The organism is Streptomyces zhihengii (genome assembly GCF_016919245.1).
GTDB classification, from domain to species: domain Bacteria; phylum Actinomycetota; class Actinomycetes; order Streptomycetales; family Streptomycetaceae; genus Streptomyces; species Streptomyces zhihengii.
This window is the reverse complement of sequence record NZ_JAFEJA010000001.1, coordinates 6,367,807-6,384,432: the sequence shown is the minus strand read 5'-3', so window position 1 is coordinate 6,384,432 and position 16,626 is coordinate 6,367,807. Positions and strand designations below refer to the sequence as shown.

Annotated in this window: 17 protein-coding genes; 10 read left to right on the top strand and 7 right to left on the bottom strand. The window is 73.3% G+C overall.

Annotated elements, in window-relative coordinates:
* Window positions 1–56 precede the first annotated feature (56 nt).
* Window positions 57–1,325, top strand: coding sequence for a tyrosine--tRNA ligase (gene tyrS / locus JE024_RS27185; protein ID WP_205376749.1), 1,269 nt, complete (start codon window positions 57–59; stop codon window positions 1,323–1,325).
* Window positions 1,326–1,407: 82 nt separating this feature from the next.
* Here tyrS and JE024_RS27180 read toward each other — a convergent pair whose 3' ends face one another.
* Complete coding sequence (locus JE024_RS27180) at window positions 1,408–1,686, bottom strand: GlsB/YeaQ/YmgE family stress response membrane protein (protein WP_205376102.1); 279 nt, start codon at window positions 1,684–1,686, stop codon at window positions 1,408–1,410.
* Window positions 1,687–1,958: 272 nt separating this feature from the next.
* Here JE024_RS27180 and JE024_RS27175 point away from each other — a divergent pair, with 272 nt between their 5' ends.
* Both JE024_RS27175 and JE024_RS27170 read left to right on the top strand, forming a co-directional pair.
* Window positions 1,959–2,321, top strand: coding sequence for a DUF3099 domain-containing protein (locus JE024_RS27175; protein ID WP_205376101.1), 363 nt, complete (start codon window positions 1,959–1,961; stop codon window positions 2,319–2,321).
* Window positions 2,322–2,455: 134 nt separating this feature from the next.
* A complete protein-coding gene (locus JE024_RS27170) occupies window positions 2,456–2,695 on the top strand; it encodes a hypothetical protein (protein ID WP_205376100.1) in 240 nt (79 codons plus the stop codon).
* Here the strand turns inward: JE024_RS27170 and moaA are convergent.
* The 3 genes from moaA to JE024_RS27155 all read right to left on the bottom strand — a co-directional run bounded on the left by moaA (window position 2,678) and on the right by JE024_RS27155 (window position 5,800).
* Window positions 2,678–3,667, bottom strand: a complete 990-nt coding sequence (gene moaA / locus JE024_RS27165) for a GTP 3',8-cyclase MoaA (protein ID WP_205376099.1) — start codon at window positions 3,665–3,667, stop codon at window positions 2,678–2,680. The genes JE024_RS27170 and moaA overlap by 18 nt on opposite strands.
* A gap of 148 nt (window positions 3,668–3,815) precedes the next feature.
* Window positions 3,816–5,438, bottom strand: coding sequence for a monocarboxylic acid transporter (locus JE024_RS27160; protein WP_205376098.1), 1,623 nt, complete (start codon window positions 5,436–5,438; stop codon window positions 3,816–3,818).
* A complete protein-coding gene (locus JE024_RS27155; RefSeq protein ID WP_205376097.1) occupies window positions 5,435–5,800 on the bottom strand; it encodes a DUF485 domain-containing protein in 366 nt (121 codons plus the stop codon). Before JE024_RS27155 ends, JE024_RS27160 begins: the two co-directional genes overlap by 4 nt.
* A gap of 319 nt (window positions 5,801–6,119) precedes the next feature.
* Between JE024_RS27155 and JE024_RS27150 the strand changes: the two genes are divergently transcribed.
* Both JE024_RS27150 and JE024_RS27145 read left to right on the top strand, forming a co-directional pair.
* The gene (locus JE024_RS27150; protein WP_205376096.1) at window positions 6,120–7,652 is read left to right on the top strand and encodes a S8 family peptidase; all 1,533 of its coding nucleotides are present in this window, start codon (window positions 6,120–6,122) and stop codon (window positions 7,650–7,652) included.
* Window positions 7,653–7,732: 80 nt separating this feature from the next.
* Window positions 7,733–9,190 carry a CoA transferase gene (locus JE024_RS27145; RefSeq protein WP_205376095.1) on the top strand — a complete coding sequence of 486 codons (1,458 nt, stop codon included), beginning with the start codon at window positions 7,733–7,735 and terminating at the stop codon, window positions 9,188–9,190.
* Here JE024_RS27145 and JE024_RS27140 read toward each other — a convergent pair.
* Window positions 9,180–10,223: a zinc-dependent alcohol dehydrogenase family protein gene (locus JE024_RS27140; RefSeq protein WP_205376094.1), complete on the bottom strand. Its 1,044-nt coding sequence runs from the start codon at window positions 10,221–10,223 to the stop codon at window positions 9,180–9,182. The two genes, JE024_RS27145 and JE024_RS27140, sit on opposite strands and share 11 nt — an antisense overlap.
* 58 nt (window positions 10,224–10,281) lie before the next feature.
* On the bottom strand, window positions 10,282–10,932 hold the full coding sequence (locus JE024_RS27135) for a VIT1/CCC1 transporter family protein (RefSeq protein ID WP_244883235.1): 651 nt from the start codon (window positions 10,930–10,932) through the stop codon (window positions 10,282–10,284).
* A gap of 275 nt (window positions 10,933–11,207) precedes the next feature.
* Here JE024_RS27135 and JE024_RS27130 point away from each other — a divergent pair, with 275 nt between their 5' ends.
* The 5 genes from JE024_RS27130 to JE024_RS27110 all read left to right on the top strand — a co-directional run bounded on the left by JE024_RS27130 (window position 11,208) and on the right by JE024_RS27110 (window position 15,957).
* Window positions 11,208–12,221, top strand: a complete 1,014-nt coding sequence (locus tag JE024_RS27130; protein ID WP_205376092.1) for a DEDDh family exonuclease — start codon at window positions 11,208–11,210, stop codon at window positions 12,219–12,221.
* 63 nt (window positions 12,222–12,284) lie between these two features.
* Window positions 12,285–12,518 (top strand): metallothionein, encoded by a 234-nt coding sequence (locus JE024_RS27125; protein ID WP_100106509.1) that lies wholly within the window; start codon window positions 12,285–12,287, stop codon window positions 12,516–12,518.
* Window positions 12,519–12,593: 75 nt separating this feature from the next.
* Window positions 12,594–13,382, top strand: coding sequence for an SURF1 family cytochrome oxidase biogenesis protein (locus JE024_RS27120; RefSeq protein ID WP_205376091.1), 789 nt, complete (start codon window positions 12,594–12,596; stop codon window positions 13,380–13,382).
* Between the two features lie 30 nt (window positions 13,383–13,412).
* The gene (locus tag JE024_RS27115) at window positions 13,413–15,197 is read left to right on the top strand and encodes a glycoside hydrolase family 15 protein (RefSeq protein ID WP_205376090.1); all 1,785 of its coding nucleotides are present in this window, start codon (window positions 13,413–13,415) and stop codon (window positions 15,195–15,197) included.
* Between the two features lie 4 nt (window positions 15,198–15,201).
* A complete protein-coding gene (locus JE024_RS27110; protein ID WP_205376089.1) occupies window positions 15,202–15,957 on the top strand; it encodes an SDR family oxidoreductase in 756 nt (251 codons plus the stop codon).
* 87 nt (window positions 15,958–16,044) lie between these two features.
* Here JE024_RS27110 and amaP read toward each other — a convergent pair whose 3' ends face one another.
* Entirely contained in the window at window positions 16,045–16,626 is a 582-nt protein-coding gene (gene amaP / locus JE024_RS27105) for an alkaline shock response membrane anchor protein AmaP (RefSeq protein WP_205376088.1), read from the bottom strand.

The window sequence follows — 16,626 nt, the reverse complement described above, 5'->3', positions numbered from 1 at the left end:
GGCCATAGACTGGCCCACGATTCATGACGGACCACGGGTACGAGGACGGAAGAACTGTGACGGACATCGTCGACGAGCTGACGTGGCGCGGGCTGATCGCCCAGTCCACGGACGAGGACGCATTGCGCAAGGCTCTCGCGGACGGCCCCGTCACCTTCTATTGCGGCTTCGACCCGACCGCGGCGTCCCTGCACGTGGGCCACCTGGTGCAGGTGCTGACCGTCCGCCGCCTCCAGCAGGCCGGGCACCGGCCGCTGGCGCTGGTGGGCGGCGCGACGGGGCAGATCGGCGACCCGCGGCCGACGGCCGAGCGCACGCTGAACGACCCGGAGACGATCGCCCTGTGGGTGAACCGGCTGCGGTCGCAGATCGAGCCGTACCTCTCCTTCGAGGGGGACAACGCCGCGGTCATGGTGAACAACCTGGACTGGACCGCGGGCATGTCCGCGATCGAGTTCCTGCGGGACATCGGCAAGCACTTCCGGGTCAACAAGATGCTCACCAAGGACTCGGTCGCCCGCCGGCTGGAGTCCGAACAGGGCATCAGCTACACGGAGTTCAGCTACCAGCTCCTCCAGGGCATGGACTTCCTGGAGCTGTACCGGCGCTACGGCTGCGTGCTCCAGCAGGGCGGCAGCGACCAGTGGGGCAACCTCACGGCCGGGCTCGACCTGATCCACCGCCTGGAGCCGGACGCGCATGTCCACGCGCTGGCGACGCCGCTGATGACGAAGGCGGACGGCACCAAGTTCGGCAAGTCCGAGGGCGGGGCGCTGTGGCTCGACCCGGAGATGACGACGCCGTACGCGTTCTACCAGTACTGGCTGAACACCGACGACCGGGACATCTCCCGGTTCATGCGGATCCTGTCCTTCCGCTCCCGTGAGGAGCTGGAGGAGCTGGAGCTCCAGACGGCCGAGCGTCCGCAGGCGCGTGCCGCGCAGCGCGCGCTGGCCGAGGAGCTGACGACGCTGGTGCACGGCGCCGGCCAGTGCGCCGCGGTGGTCGGCGCCTCCAAGGCGCTGTTCGGCCAGGGCGAGCTGGCGGAGCTGGACGAGGCGACGCTGCGCGCCGCCCTGTCGGAGCTGCCGCACGCCCGGGTGCCGGAGCTGCTGCCGGTCGTCGACCTGCTGACCGAGGTCGGCCTGGCACCGAGCCGCTCGGGTGCGCGCCGCACGGTGAAGGAGGGCGGCGCCTACGTGAACAACGTGAAGGTGACGGCCGAGGACGCGGTGCCGGTGGCGGCCGACCTGCTGCACGGGCGCTGGCTGGTGCTGCGCCGCGGCAAGCGGAACCTGGCGGCCGTCGAGGTCACGGCCGGCTGAGCCCGGACGCACGCGACGGCCGCGGCCGGGAGACCTCGAAGGTCTCCCGGCCGCGGCCGTCCGTCGTCCCCGGGGGCGGGGTCTACGCCCGCTCCCGCTTTCCGCCCCGCACGGAGACATAGGCCATGTCGCCGAGGAAGACGATGACGACCGCGGCCGCGAGCTGGAGGATGTGCCGCCCCCAGTCGATGCCCGCCGTCTCGTCGATGCCGAAGGCCCTGGCGAGGGCGTTGCCGATGATCGCGCCGATGATGCCGAAGATCGTGGTCAGCCAGAGAGGGCTGTGCTGCTTGCCCGGGATGATCGCCTTCGCGATCAGGCCGAGCACGAATCCCACGATGATCGCCCACAACCAGCCCATGTCCGCCTCCTCGAACCGCTCCGTGTGAGCCGTTACGCCTGTCAGTCTCTGCCCGCTTGCGGCGGGCCGCACGTCGGGGGCGGCCGCCCGCCGGGCCCGTGACAGGCTCGGACGGCGACGGGCCCGGGGCGGATCCGGCCCGGGGCGGGGGCCGGCCGGCGCTCCGGGGCGGGCCACCCCCTCTCGTGGCGGCGCGGGCCCCGGCGTACCGTGGGGTGACTGTCAGGGACGGCCGTCCGGGAACGTCCGGCGCGGGATGCGGGTGGTGGAGCATGCACAGACGGGGTGAGCCGGAGGTCTTCCGGATCACGGGCGCGCGCCAGGGCCTCGCCGACGACGTGCGCGGCAGGCAGCGGCGCTACGTGATCTCGATGTCGGTGCGGACGGTGTCGGTCGTGCTGGCCGCGGTGCTGTGGGACGTCGAACGCCATGTGGCCGTGGTGGCCCTGGCGCTGGGCGTGCTGCTGCCGTATGTCGCGGTCGTCATCGCCAACGCGGGCCGGGAGAACGCGCCGTCGCTGCCCTCGGCGTATCTGCCGGGGCCCGCGCACCCCGCGGCCGCGGCGCTCCCCGCCGCCGGACGCCCGGAAACCGGACAGTCCGAGAACCTCAAGAAAAGCTCAGATCAATCATGAAGTTCCTGTGCCCGCCGGGCCGTTACCCGTGACATACTTCGTACGCGCTCCGCATCCCCCGTCGGAGCGACGGACCGACGCCGGGCAGCTCCCCCCGTGGCTGCTCGGCGTCGCCATGTTGCGACAATGATCCGGTGAGTGACGAAACCCCGGTCTGTTCCGCGAAGGGCTGCCGCACGGCGGCCGTCTGGGTCCTCGCCTGGAACAACCCCAAGCTGCACACCCCCGAGCGCCGCAAGACGTGGCTGGCCTGCGAGGAGCACCGCGAGCACCTGTCGCAGTTCCTCGGAGTGCGGGGCTTCCTGAAGGACGTGGTGGCGCTGGCCGAGTGGCAGCGCCGGGAGGCCGCCGGGGAATCAGCCGCCGATGGCTGACATCGGCCGCTCGGGCTGAAGGAAGGACGGATCGTCCAGTCCGGATCCGGCCTTCTTTCCCCACATGGCCTGCTTCCAGATCCGGGCGATCTCCTCGTCGGGGGCGTCCGAGCGCAGCGCCGTCCGCAGATCGGTCTCCTCGGTGGCGAAGAGGCAGTTGCGCACCTGCCCGTCGGCGGTGAGCCGGGTGCGGTCGCAGGCGCGGCAGAAGGGGCGGGTCACCGAGGCGATGACCCCGACGCGCTGCGGTCCCCCGTCGACGAGCCAGCGCTCGGCGGGTGCGGATCCGCGGGCCCCGTCGCCCTCGGGGGTCAGGGTGAAGCGGGTGCGCAGGGAGGCCAGGATGTCACCCGCGGTGATCATCCCGTCGCGCTTCCAGCCGTGCTGGGCGTCCAGCGGCATCTGCTCGATGAAGCGCAGCTCGTAGTCGTGCTCGACGGCCCAGGCCAGCAGCTCGGGGGCCTCGTCGTCGTTGAGGCCGGGCATCAGGACGGCGTTGACCTTGACCGGGGTGAGGCCGGCGGCGCGGGCCGCTTCGAGGCCGGCGAGGACGTCGTGGTGGCGGTCGCGCCGGGTGAGGGTCTTGAAGACGTCGGGCCGCAGGGTGTCGAGGGAGACGTTGACCCGGTCGAGACCGGCTTCCTTCAGGGCGGCGGCGGTGCGGCCGAGGCCGATGCCGTTGGTGGTGAGCGACATCCGGGGGCGCGGCTCCAGCGCGGCGACCCGCTCGACGATGCCGACGAGTCCGGGGCGCAGCAGGGGCTCGCCGCCGGTGAAGCGCACCTCCTCGACGCCGAGGCCGGTGACGGCGAGGCGGATCAGCCGCACGATCTCGTCGTCGGTGAGCAGATCGCTCTTCCCCAGCCATTGCAGGCCCTCTTCGGGCATGCAGTACGTGCACCGCAGGTTGCAGCGGTCCGTCAGGGAGACGCGCAGGTCGGTGGCCACCCGGCCATAGGTGTCGATGAGCACTGTGGGCCCCCTCCCCGGTTCGCGGATACGACGCTTTCGAGCCTACGCCAGGGCGCCGCCGGCGAACCGGTCCGATTGACACGAGCCGGGGCGCGGCCGTGTCGTAGGACCCTACGACACGGCCGCGCCACCCGGTACGTCTGTCCGGTCAGTGGGCCCCCACGCCGGTCAGGGACTTCACCTCCAGCTCCGCGTACTTGCCCTTGTCCGGCTCCTCCTTGGAGAGCAGGGAGCCGAGCCAGCCGAGCAGGAAGCCGACCGGGATGGAGATGAGGCCCGGGTTCTCCAGCGGGAACCAGGCGAAGTCGACGTCCGGGAACATCGAGCTGGCCTTGCCGGAGACCACCGGGGAGAAGAGGACCAGCAGCACGGAGGTCGCGAGGCCGCCGTAGATCGACCACAGGGCGCCCTGGGTGGTGAACCGCTTCCAGAAGAGGCTGTAGAGGATCGTCGGCAGGTTCGCGGAGGCCGCGACGGCGAAGGCGAGGGCCACCAGGCCGGCGACGTTCAGGTCGCGGGCGAGGGCGCCGAGCCCGATGGAGACGATGCCGATGAAGACGGTCGCCCAGCGGGCCGCGCGGACCTCCTCCTTGTCGGTGGCCTGTCCCCTGCGGATGACGTTGGCGTAGATGTCGTGCGCGAAGGACGAGGAGGAGGCCAGGGTGAGGCCGGCCACCACGGCGAGGATGGTCGCGAAGGCGACGGCGGAGATCACCGCGAGCAGGATCGCGCCCCAGGCCGAGTCGGTGCCGCCGATGTGCAGGGCGAGCAGCGGCGCGGCCGTGTTGCCCGCCTTGTTGGACTCGGTGATCGTCTCCGGCCCGACGATCGCGGCGGCGCCGAAGCCGAGCGCGATGGTCATCAGGTAGAAGGCGCCGATGATGCCGATGGCCCAGTTCACGGACTTGCGGGCGGCCTTGGCGGTGGGGACGGTGTAGAAGCGGATCAGGATGTGCGGCAGGCCGGCGGTGCCGAGCACCAGGGCGATGCCCAGCGAGATGAAGTCCAGCTTCGAGGTCTCGGTGGCGCCGTACTTCAGCCCGGGCTCCAGGAACGCCGCGCCGTGCTTGCTGTTCTCGGCGGCCTTGCCGAGCAGGTCGGAGATGTTGAAGTTGAACTTCCACAGCACCATGAAGGTGATGAGCAGGGTGCCCGCGATGAGCAGGACGGCCTTGACCATCTGGACCCAGGTGGTGCCCTTCATGCCGCCGATGGTGACGTAGACGATCATCAGCAGGCCGACCAGGGCGACGATCGCGACCTTTCCGGCGTCGCTGGTGATGCCGAGCAGCAGCGAGACGAGGACGCCCGCGCCCGCCATCTGCGCGAGCAGGTAGAAGATCGAGACGACGATGGTGGAGGTGCCGGCGGCGGTGCGGACGGGCCGCTGGCGCATCCGGTAGGCGAGCACGTCGCCCATCGTGTAGCGGCCCGAGTTGCGCAGCGGTTCGGCGACCAGGAGCAGGGCCACCAGCCAGGCGACCAGGAAGCCGATGGAGTAGAGGAAGCCGTCGTAGCCGAAGAGGGCGATGGCGCCGGCGATGCCGAGGAAGGACGCGGCGGACATGTAGTCGCCGGAGATGGCGAGGCCGTTCTGGAAGCCGGTGAACTGGCGGCCGCCCGCGTAGAAGTCGGACGCGTCCTTGGTCTGGCGTCCGGCCCACACGGTGATGAAGAGGGTCGCCACGACGAAGGCGGCGAACAGGGTGATGATCAGCGGCCGGTGCTCGGTGGTGGCGTTCTCCGCCGCGAGGTGCAGGGCGGGGCTCATACGTCGGCCTCCATACGGGACTTGATGGCGTCCGCCTTCGGGTCGAGCTTCGCGGCCGCGTGCCGCGAGTAGAACCAGGCGATGAGGAACGTGGTGAGGAACTGGGCGAGGCCCAGCACGAGGGCGACGTTGATGTTGCCGAAGAGCTTGGTGCCCATGAAGCCGCCCGCGTAGTTCGAGAGCAGGACGTAGAGCAGGTACCAGGTGATGAAGGCGACGGTCAGCGGAAAGGCGAAGGAACGGTACGTACTGCGCAGTTCGCCGAATTCCGGACTCTCCTGCACCTGGACGAACTGCTCCGTCGTGGGCTGGGCCGGGCTGGTGTCCGAGCCGCCGGGGGGCGGCGGTGCATCGGTGGTCACGGAATCTCCTCGCGACGCGGGTGCGGTGATCGGGGTCAGGGAGGTGGTGCGGGCGGGGGTGGCCGGTTGCTGTTCCACTCCCTGACAACGGCACGGCGTGCGCGCCGAACCGGTTCACGCCGGTTCTTTTTCCTGCCGGCACCGCGCCGGCACCGCGCCGTCTCCGTGCCGCCCGCGGGCCGCCCGCGGGCCCTTCCGGTGGCATCCGTTGCCCGGATCCATTGAAGTGCCGACATGATCAGCGATAGCTTCACTCGTCATGAACGCGCCCATTCGCAAGGGGTGTCTGGGCGGTTGTCACGGATGATGTGGAGAACCCATGGCTCATCTGGGATCCAGACGACGGCGTGCGCTCGCGCTGCCCGCCGGTCTGGCGCTCACGGCTTCGCTGGGATTCCTGCCGACGGGTACGGCGTCGGCGGCTGTCACCAGTGATGTCCCGGCCGCGGTGTCGACGGACGGCCCCAAGCTGTCCTACGTGGTCAACGTCAAGGGCGGGCACGGCAACGCCAAGGCGGTCAAGAAGGCGATAGCCGCGGCCGGCGGCACGATCGTGTACGCGTACGACCAGATAGGCGTCATCGTCGTCCACTCGCAGAACCCTGCGTTCGGGCAGACGATCCGTCAGGCGCGCGGCGTCGAATCGGCCGGTGCCACGCGCACCGCCCCCATCTCGACGGCCGGCGACATGGCCATCGACTCGGAGCGTCCGCTGAGCGCCGAGGAGGCGAAGGCCGCGGCGGCCGACGCCGTCGCGGGCCAGGACCCGCTCGAGCCGCTCCAGTGGGACCTGCCCGCCATCAAGGCGGACAAGGCCCACCAGAAGTCGCTCGGCAGCAAGAAGGTCACGGTCGGTGTCATCGACACCGGTGTCGACGACACCCACCCGGACCTGGCGCCCAACTTCGACCGCGCGGCCTCGGTGAGCTGCGTGGGCGGCGCGCCGAACACGGCCGACGGCGCCTGGCGCCCGGGCCCCGGCGAGTCGGACCACGGCACCCATGTCGCGGGCACCGTCGCCGCCGCCAAGAACGGCACCGGCATCACGGGTGTCGCGCCCGGTGTGAAGGTGTCGGGCATCAAGGTCTCGCAGCCGGACGGGTTCTTCTACACGGAGGCCGTCGTCTGCGGCTTCGTGTGGGCGGCCGAGCACGGCGTCGACGTGACCAACAACAGCTACTACACGGACCCGTGGCTGTACAACTGCAAGAAGGACCCCGACCAGAAGGCCCTGGTCGAGGCCGTCGCCCGCGCCACCCGCTACGCGGAGGGCAAGGGCACCGTGAACGTCGCGGCGGCCGGCAACACCGCCCGTGACCTGGCGGCGGACGAGATCACCGACACGTCCAGCCCGAACGACAGCACGCCGGTCGAGCGGAAGATCAACCCGCGCGAGTGCCTCGACATCCCGGGCTTCCTGCCGGGCGTCGTGACGGTCTCCGCGCTGGGCGCGAAGGACCTGAAGTCCTCGTACTCCAACTACGGCCTCGGCGTCGTCGACATCTCCGCCCCCGGCGGCGACTCGACCCGCTACCAGACGCCGGACGCGCCCGCCGTCGACGGCCGCATCCTGTCCACGCTCCCGGGCGGCGGCTACGGCTACAAGGCCGGTACCTCGATGGCCTCCCCGCACGTCGCGGGTGTCGTCGCGCTGATCAAGTCGACCCACCCCTACGCGCCCCCGGCGCTGGTGAAGGGTCTGCTGTACGCCCAGGCCGACGACAGGCCGTGCACCAACCCGTACGACTTCAACGGCGACGGCACCGTCGACGCCGTGTGCGAGGGCACGAAGCGTGACAACGGCTTCTACGGCACGGGCGTCGCCGACGCCCTGGACGCCGTGCGCTGGTAGCCGCTCCGTCCGACGAGGGGCCCGGTGCGGTGACGCACCGGGCCCCTTCGCGTGCCCGGCGCCGGTGGCACACTGCCTGCATGGCTCACACATCTCCCGGCGCGCCCCGGGACACCGCCGGTCCTGCGAGCGGCACCGCCGGGGCCTGGGCGGCCCTCGGCGGCGCCCCGGCCCTGCTGGAACGGGTGACGTTCACGGGAGCCGGCGCGCTGCCGTCCCGGCTGCCGGTGCGGGAGCTGGCGCGGTCCGCGGTGGCGGTCTGCTCGCTGGCCGCCGCCGAACTGGCCGCCCTGCGCGGCGGGGGCGGCGTCCCCGCCGTGACGGTCGACGACGGCGCGGTCACCACGGCCTTCCTCGGCGACCGGCTGGTGCGGGTCGGCGGCGTCGCGCCGACGACGTTCGCGCCGCTGTCCCGCTTCTGGCGGACGGCCGACGGCTGGGTGCGCACCCACGCCAACTATCCGCACCACCGGGCGCGGCTGCTGGCCGCGCTCGGCCTGCCGAAGGACACGGACGCCCGGGAGGACGGGGGTGTCGCCGCCGTCGCGGCGGTGCTCGGCGGGCGGCGCGCACGGGATGTCGAGGAGACCGTGTACGCCGCGGGCGGCCTGGCCGTCGCCGTGCGCACGGCCGACGAGTGGGCGGCCCACCCCCAGGGTGCGGCGGTGGCCGGGCGGCCGCTGCTGGTGACGGACCGGATCGGCGGCGAGGGCCCCCGGCGCGCCCCGGCCGGCCCCGGTCTGCCGTGCGCGGGGCTGCGGGTGCTCGACCTCACCCGGGTGCTGGCGGGGCCGGTGGCCTCGCGCACCCTGGCGCTGCTGGGGGCGGACGTGCTGCGGATCGACTCCCCCGGTCTGCCGGAGAGCCAGGACGCCCACGACGACACGGGCCTCGGCAAGCGGTCGGCCCTGCTGGACCTGGCCCGGCGCGACGACCGCGGCGTCTTCGAGGAGCTGCTCGCCTCGGCCGACGTGGTCCTGACCGGCTATCGCCCCGGCGCGCTGGACCGGTACGCCCTGACCCCGCGGGAGCTGGCGGCCCGGCGCCCCGGTCTGGTGGTCGCCCGGCTCTCGGCCTGGGGGCGGCACGGGCCCTGGGCCGGCCGCCGCGGCTTCGACAGCCTGGTGCAGGCGGCGTCGGGCATCGCGCTGGAGGAGGGCGGCGGCGCGTCCCCCGGTGCGCTGCCGACCCAGGCGCTGGACCACGGATCCGGGTATCTGCTGGCCGCGGGCGTGCTGCGGTCGCTGACGGAGCAGCACACGGCGGGGGGCGCCCGGCTGGTGGAGGTCGCCCTCGCGCAGACGGCCGCCTGGCTCACCCACGGCCTGGACGCGGGGCCGGCCCCCGCCCCGGAGGGGTACGCGGAGGGCCGCTGGCTCACCGAGCGGGCCACGCCCCGCGGCGTGCTGCGCCACGCCCGCCCGGCCGTCGCCTACGCCGGCGGTCCCGAGGACTGGGCCGCGCCCTCGGGCCTGCTGGGCGCGGACGCGCCGGCCTGGCGCGCCCGGCCCGGCGGGACGGCGCCCGTCAGGGGGTGACGAGGACCTTCAGGGCGGTGCGCTCGTCCATCGCCCGGTAGCCGCCGGGCACCCCGTCGAGGGGGACGGCCAGGTCGAAGACGGGCGAGGGGTCGACGGTGCCGTCGAGCACGTCCGGGAGCAGTTCGGGGATGTACGCGCGCACCGGCGCGACGCCGCCGCGCAGCGCGATGTTGCGGTCGAACATGACGGACAGGTCGAGGCCGGTCCCGCTGCCGTGCGGGACGCCGACGTAGCCGATCGCGCCGCCGTCGCGGGTGATGCCGACGGCGGTGCGCATCGACTGCTCGGTGCCGACGGCCTCGATGACCGCCCGGGCGCCGTGGCCGCCGGTCAGTTCGCGCACGGCGGCGACGGCCTCCTCGCCCCGGGCGGCGACGACGTCCGTGGCGCCGAAGAGGCGGGCGATGTCGGTGCGCGCCGTGTGGCGGCCGAGCGCGATGATCCGCTCGGCGCCCAGGCGCCTGGCGGCGAGCACCCCGCACAGGCCCACGGCGCCGTCGCCGACGACGGCGACCGTCGAGCCGCGGGTGACCCCGGCGCCCACGGCGGCGTGGTGGCCGGTGCCCAGCACGTCGGAGAGGGCGAGCAGCGCGGTCAGCAGCCGGTCGTCGGACGCGGCGTCCGCGGGCAGCTTGACCAGGGTGCCGTCGGCGAAGGGCACCCTGACCGCCTCGCCCTGGCCGCCGTCGGAGCCCACCGACCCCCAGAAGCCGCCCTGCGGGCAGGAGGTGTGGAGCCCTTCGGCGCAGTAGTCGCAGGTGCCGTCGGACCAGACGAACGGGGCGACGACGAGGTCGCCGGGCGCGAAGGCGGTCACGTCCGCGCCGGTCGCCTCGACGACGCCGAGGAACTCGTGTCCGATGCGCTGGCCGGGCTGCCGTGCCGACTCGCCGCGGTAGGCCCACAGGTCGCTGCCGCAGATGCAGGCCCGCAGCACGCGCACCACGGCGTCGGCCGGCTGCCGGACGACCGGGTCGGCCACCTCCTCCACGCGTATGTCGTGCGGGGCGTGGATGACGGTGGCGCGCATGGTGCTGGTCCTTGGCGGTGCGGGAACGGATGTACCACCCACACGGTACGCCCCCGTCTCAGAGCCCCGTCGCCCCCAGCAGGCTCCCCGCCGCGTACGTCACCGCCATCGCGAGGGCGCCGCCGCCGGTGTTGCGCAGGATCGCGGGGCGGGGCGGCGCCGCGCCGAGGCGGGCGCTCCACCAGCCGGTGACGGCGAGCGCGGCGAGCACCGACAGCACGGTCACGTACAGCCGCGCGCCGGCCGGCGGGAGCACGATGGCCAGCAGCGGGAGCAGCGCGCCGACGGTGAAGGCGAGGAAGCTGGCGCCCGCCGCGTGCCAGGGGTTGGTGAGCTCGTCCGGGTCGATTCCGAGCTCCACCCGGGCGTGGGCGCGCAGCGCGTCGCGTTCGGTGAGCTGGACGGCGGCCTCCCTGGCCACGTCCGGCGACAGCCCCCGGTCGGTCAGCAGCTCGGTCAGCTCGTCGAGTTCGGCTTCCGGCTGCTCCCTCAGCTCGCGCCGCTCGGCCGCCAGCGCCGCCTTCTCGGAGTCCCGCTGGGTGGAGACGCTCACGTACTCACCGGCCGCCATCGACATGGAGCCCGCGAGCAGCCCGGCGAGGCCGGCGGTGAGCAGGGCGGCCCGGTCGGCCGTCGCGCCGGCGACGCCGACGACGAGGCCCGCCGTGGAGACGATGCCGTCGTTGGCCCCGAGGACGGCGGCGCGCAGCCAGTTGAGGCGGGTGCCGAGGCCCCCGCCGTGCGTCTCGCCGTGCTCCTCGTCCGCCTGTCCGGCGCCCTCGCCGCCGGGTTCCTTCCCGGGTCCCGCGCCGTGCGTCTCGTCCGTCACGTCCCGCAGGGTCTCACCCCCTGCGCGGGACACGGCGTCAACCCGCTGACCACGAAAGGGGCTTGCCGCCGGAGCGGGCGCGGCCCGGCGGGGGCGGGGCGGCGGCGGACGGGGCGGGGGAACGCTGTCGGCGGCGGCCCGTATTCTCTGTGACCATGCTCGACGACCGTACGACCGCAGCGACGGCGTGGCCGGCCGCGTACCCCTCCGGGTACGCGGTCGTCGACGTGGAGACCACCGGCCTCGCCCGCGACGACCGGATAATCTCCGCCGCCGTCTACCGGCTCGACGCCCGGGGACGGGTCGAGGACCACTGGTACACGCTGGTCAACCCCGAGCGTGATCCGGGCCCGGTGTGGATCCACGGTCTGACGAGCGACGTGCTGGAGGGCGCCCCGCTGTTCGGCGAGATCGCCGGGGAGCTGTCGTCGCGTCTCGAAGGGCGCGTACTGGTCGCGCACAACGCCTCGTTCGACTGGGGCATGATCTCCCGGGAGTACGCACGCGCCCGCGGCCAGGCCCCGACCCGGCAGCGGCTGTGCACCATCGCCCTCGCCAAGGAGCTCCGCCTCCCGCTGCCCAACCTCAAGCTGGAGTCGCTCGCCGCCCACTTCGGCGTCGTGCAGCAGCGCGCCCACCACGCCCTGGACGACGCCCGGGTGCTGGCGGAGGCGTTCCGGCCGAGCCTGCACGCGGCGGCCCGCGACGGGGTGCGCCTGCCGCTCCTGGAGTGCCTGCCGCTGACGGAGTGGACACAGTCCCCGGCGGCCCCGCGGGTCGGCTACCAGTCCTCGTACGGGCACGGCTGGCGCCCCTCGCGCAAGCGGCCGCCGTGCCCCCATCCGAACCCGGGCCGCTACGAGCCGGGCGGGCGGCTGCGGCAGGGCATGCGGGTGGCGTTCTCGGGCGACACCTCGACGGAGCGCGAGCTGCTGGAGGACCGGGCCGTCGAGGCGGGCCTGCACGTGGCGACGAGCGTGTCCCGGCTGACGAGCCTGCTGGTGACCAACGATCCGGGCGCCTCGACGTCGAAGGCCGTCAAGGCGGCGGCCTACGGCACCCCCGTGGTGGACGAGGCGGCCTTCACCCAGCTCCTGGGCGACGTCCTCCCGGCCGCCCCCGGTGCCGCGCGGGGCCGCCCGCCCGGTCCCGCACCCGCATCGGAGTGAAAGCGGCGCGACTCGCCCGCCGTCCTCCCGGCTGCGGAGGCGAAGCGTTTCACCCTGTGGCGCATGGCACGTTGCGAGGTTTGCGGAAACGACTACGGCATGTCCTTCGAGGTGCACGCGCAGGGCGCGGTGCACGTCTTCGACTGCTTCTCCTGCGCCATCCACCGCATGGCGCCCATCTGTGAGCACTGCCGGGTCCAGATCATCGGCCAGGGCGTCGAGGTCGAGGGCCACTGGTACTGCGGGGCCCACTGCGCCCGCGCCGAGGGGAGGGCAGGCATCGTCGACCGGGTGTGACGCCCGCCGCGTCCGGCGGCCCCGGACGGGACCCCCTTGTCCGCGGCCGCCGCCGCTACCGGTACGGTCGAAGCCGTGTACCGCTTCCTGTTGACCCGGCAGTGGGTGACCCTCACCCTCCTGGCCCTCGTCCTGATCCCCACGATGGTCGAGCTGGGCTTCTGGCAGTTCCACCGGCATGAGCACCGCGTCGAGCAGAACGGGCTGATCGCGCGGAACCTCGACGCCGCGCCGGTGCCCGTGGAGGAGCTCACCTCCCCCGGTCACACCGTCCCCCGCGGCGACTACTGGCGCACGGTCACCGCGACCGGCACGTTCGACACCGGGCACGAGGTCGTGGTGCGCCGGCGCACCAACGCCGACGACCGCGTCGGCTTCCACGTGCTGAGCCCGCTGGTGCTCTCCGACGGACGGGTGGTCCTGGTCAACCGGGGCTGGGTCCCGGCCGCCGACGACCAGAAGGCCTTCCCCGAGGTGCCCGCCCCGCCGCGCGGGACGGTCACCGTCACCGGACGCCTGAAGGCGGACGAGACCACCGGCGCCAGCGGCATCAGGGACCTGGCCGGGCTGCCGCCCCGTCAGGTCATGCTGATCAACAGCGGGCAGCAGGCGGAGCTGCTCGACCGCGAGGTGCTCGGCGGCTATCTGGAGCAGACGGACCCCGCGTCCGGCGACGCGGGCCCCGAGCAGATCCCGGCGCCGGACCACGGATCCATCGGCGCGCACATGGCGTACGCCGTCCAGTGGTGGCTGTTCGCCGCCGCCGTGCCCCTCGGGTGGGTGATTCTGGTCCGCCGCGAGAAGCGGGACAGGGCGGCGGCTTCCGGGCAGAACACGCCGGAGCCGGTCACCGCGGCTGCTTAACGGCCTTCTCCTGCGGGAACACGCCAGAGCGTGACCCAACGTATCGAGGACTACGCCCTCATCGGCGATCTCCAGACCGCCGCGCTGGTCGGTGCGGACGGCTCCGTCGACTGGCTGTGCCTGCCCCGCTTCGACTCCGCCGCCTGCTTCGCGGCACTCGTCGGCGACGAGGAGAACGGCCACTGGAGGATCGCGCCCAAGGGCGCGGACCGCTGCACCGGCCGCCGCTACGTCGGGGACTCCCTGGTCCTCGAAACCGTGTGGGAGACCCGCACCGGGACCGTGCGCGTGCTCGACTTCATGCCCCAGCGCGACGAGGCACCCGACGTCGTGCGCATCGTGGAGGGCGTCAGCGGCAGCGTGGAGATGGCCGGGACGCTGCGGCTGCGGTTCGACTACGGCAGCGTGGTGCCCTGGATGCGCCGTTCCGACGGGCACCGGGTGGCCGTCGCGGGTCCCGACTCGGTGTGGCTGCGCAGCGAGCCGGAGGTCAAGACCTGGGGACAGCAGTTCTCCACCTGCTCCTCGTTCACCGTCGCCGCGGGCGAGTCCGTGTCGTTCATCCTCACCTGGCACCCCTCGCACCAGAGCCGCCCGGATCTCGTCGACCCCCACGAGTCCCTGCGGCACTGCCTGGAGGACTGGGAGGCCTGGGCGTCGAAGTGCCGCTACGAGGGCCCCTACCGCGACGCGGTCATGCGGTCGCTGATCACCCTCAAGGCCCTCACCTACGCCCCCACGGGCGGCATCGTCGCCGCACCGACCACCTCGCTGCCCGAGGAACTGGGCGGCGTACGGAACTGGGACTACCGGTTCTGCTGGCTGCGTGACTCCACCCTGACGCTGGGGGCGCTGCTCGCGGTCGGCTACCTCGACGAGGCGGCCGAGTGGCGCAACTGGCTGCTGCGCGCCGTCGCGGGCGACCCGGCCGACCTCCAGATCATGTACGGCCTCGCGGGAGAGCGGCGGCTGCCGGAGTTCGAGCTGAGCTGGCTCGGCGGCTACGGCGGCTCGGTCCCCGTCCGGGTCGGCAACGACGCCGCCAACCAGCTCCAGCTCGACGTGTACGGCGAGGTCATCGACTCGCTCTTCATCGCCCGTCAGGCGGGCCTGAAGACCGAGCGGCACGCCTGGAACATCCAGCTCAGCCTGCTGGGCTTCCTGGAGACCGCCTGGCGCGAGCCGGACGAGGGCCTGTGGGAGGTGCGCGGGCCCCGCCGCCACTTCGTGCACTCCAAGGTCATGGCCTGGGTCGCGGCGGACCGCGCGGTGCGCACCCTGGAGGCCGACCGCAGCCTGCACGGCGAGGTCGACCGCTGGCGGGAGATGCGCGACGCGGTGCACCGGGAGGTCTGCGAGAAGGGGTTCGACCCGGAGCGCAACACCTTCACCCAGTCCTACGGCTCGAAGGAACTGGACGCGGCGACCCTGCTCATCCCGCACGTCGGCTTCCTGCCGCCGGACGACCCCCGGGTGCTCGGCACCATCGCCGCCGTCCAGGCCGAACTGGGCAACGGCCCGCTGGTGCGCCGGTACAGCACCGAGGGCGTCTCCGTCGACGGCCTGCCGGGCGACGAGGGCACCTTCCTGGCGTGCTCGTTCTGGCTGACCGACGCGCTGTGCATGACGGGCCGTCACGAGGAGGCCCGCGAACTGTTCGAGCGGCTGCTGTCGCTCCGCAACGACCTCGGGCTGCTGTCCGAGGAGTACGACCCCGTCGCCGGCCGGCAGCTCGGCAACTTCCCGCAGGCGTTCAGCCACATCGGGCTGGTGAACACCGCCCTCGCGCTCCAGGAGTACGACACGGCAGGATAGGGCCATGGATCTTGGACTGAAGGACCGCGTCTACATCGTCACCGGCGGCTCCCGCGGCCTCGGCAACGCCTCCGCCCGCCAGCTCGTCGCGGACGGCGCGAAGGTCGTCCTCACGGGCCGGGACGAGAAGACGGTCGCCGACGCGGCGGCCGAGCTCGGCCCCGACGCGGTGGGGCTCGCCGTGGACAACGCCGACCCGGCGGGCGCCGGGCGTCTGATCGCGGCGGCCCGGGCGCACTTCGGCCGCTTCGACGGCGTGCTGATCAGCGTGGGCGGCCCGGCGCCGGGCTTCGTCGCGGACAACACGGACGAGCAGTGGCAGTCGGCGTTCGAGTCGGTCTTCCTCGGCGCGGTGCGCCTCGCCCGCACGGCGGCCGGCGAGCTGTCCGACGGCGGGGTGATCGGCTTCGTGCTGTCCGGCTCCGTCCACGAGCCCATCGCGGGCCTGACCATCTCCAACGGACTGCGGCCGGGCCTCGCCGGCTTCGCCAAGTCGCTCTCGGACGAGCTGGGGCCGCGGGGCATCCGGGTGGTCGGCGTCCTGCCGTCGCGGATCGACACCGACCGGGTCCGCGAGCTCGACGCCCTCTCCGGCGACCCGGAGGCGGCCCGCACGGCGAACGAGTCCCGCATCCCGCTGCGCCGGTACGGGACGCCGGAGGAGTTCGGCAAGGTGGCGGCGTTCCTGCTGTCCCCCGCCGCCTCGTACCTGACGGGCGTGATGGTGCCCGTCGACGGCGGCTCCCGGCACGGCTTCTGACAGCACGGCCTCCGACACGGCACGGGACGCGGCTCCTTCCCCCGGGGGAAGGAGCCGCGTCCCGCTCTGTCCGTGCGCGCGGGGCCGTCAGGTCACCCGCTGCGCCCCGTGCTTCGACGCCCGGAGCCTGGCCTCGGCGGGCAGATCGGCCAGGCCGGCTGACTCCCTGGCGTGCCCGACCGCCTCGTCGACCAGCCGGGTCAGCGTCTCGGCGGGGGCGGCGTGCGGCTCCATCCGGAGCAGGATCCTCGCCTCGGGCGCGGTCCTGCGCCGGCCGGCCAGCCGCACCCGGGCTGCGGAGACGCCCTCCAGCGACTCGGCCTCGGCCGCCATCACACCCTCCAGCGCACGCCCCCGCAGCAGCGCCCCCTCGCCGTCACCGCTGTCCACCAGGACCTCGGAGAGCCGGGCCCGCCGCAGCTGCGCGAGCAGCCACCACAGGGCGAGCACCACCAGGACGGCGAGCACCGCGATGACCACCGGCCACCACCAGCCCTCGTCCCGCCACCGGGTGCGTTGCGCCTCGCTGAGCAGGACGTCGTCGGGACCGGACCACGGCCACCACGAGGGCACGTCGAGACCGGCCCCGGCGGCGAGCACCGCCCCTCCCGTGCACAGGAGCACCAGCCCGGCCAGGGCGAGCACGACCCGGTTGACTGTGCGCAGCAT

Bases quoted from the DNA above. Each gene is read 5' to 3' on its own strand.
- JE024_RS27145 (WP_205376095.1), top strand. From the start codon at position 7,733: ATGGCTCACACATCTCCCGGCGCGCCCCGGGACACCGCCGGTCCTGCG.
- JE024_RS27130 (WP_205376092.1), top strand. From the start codon at position 11,208: ATGCTCGACGACCGTACGACCGCAGCGACGGCGTGGCCGGCCGCGTAC.
- amaP (WP_205376088.1), bottom strand. From the start codon at position 16,626: ATGCTGCGCACAGTCAACCGGGTCGTGCTCGCCCTGGCCGGGCTGGTG.
- JE024_RS27150 (WP_205376096.1), top strand. From the start codon at position 6,120: ATGGCTCATCTGGGATCCAGACGACGGCGTGCGCTCGCGCTGCCCGCC.
- JE024_RS27110 (WP_205376089.1), top strand. From the start codon at position 15,202: ATGGATCTTGGACTGAAGGACCGCGTCTACATCGTCACCGGCGGCTCC.
- JE024_RS27140 (WP_205376094.1), bottom strand. From the start codon at position 10,223: ATGCGCGCCACCGTCATCCACGCCCCGCACGACATACGCGTGGAGGAG.
- JE024_RS27160 (WP_205376098.1), bottom strand. From the start codon at position 5,438: ATGAGCCCCGCCCTGCACCTCGCGGCGGAGAACGCCACCACCGAGCAC.
- JE024_RS27180 (WP_205376102.1), bottom strand. From the start codon at position 1,686: ATGGGCTGGTTGTGGGCGATCATCGTGGGATTCGTGCTCGGCCTGATC.
- JE024_RS27125 (WP_100106509.1), top strand. From the start codon at position 12,285: ATGGCACGTTGCGAGGTTTGCGGAAACGACTACGGCATGTCCTTCGAG.
- JE024_RS27175 (WP_205376101.1), top strand. From the start codon at position 1,959: ATGCACAGACGGGGTGAGCCGGAGGTCTTCCGGATCACGGGCGCGCGC.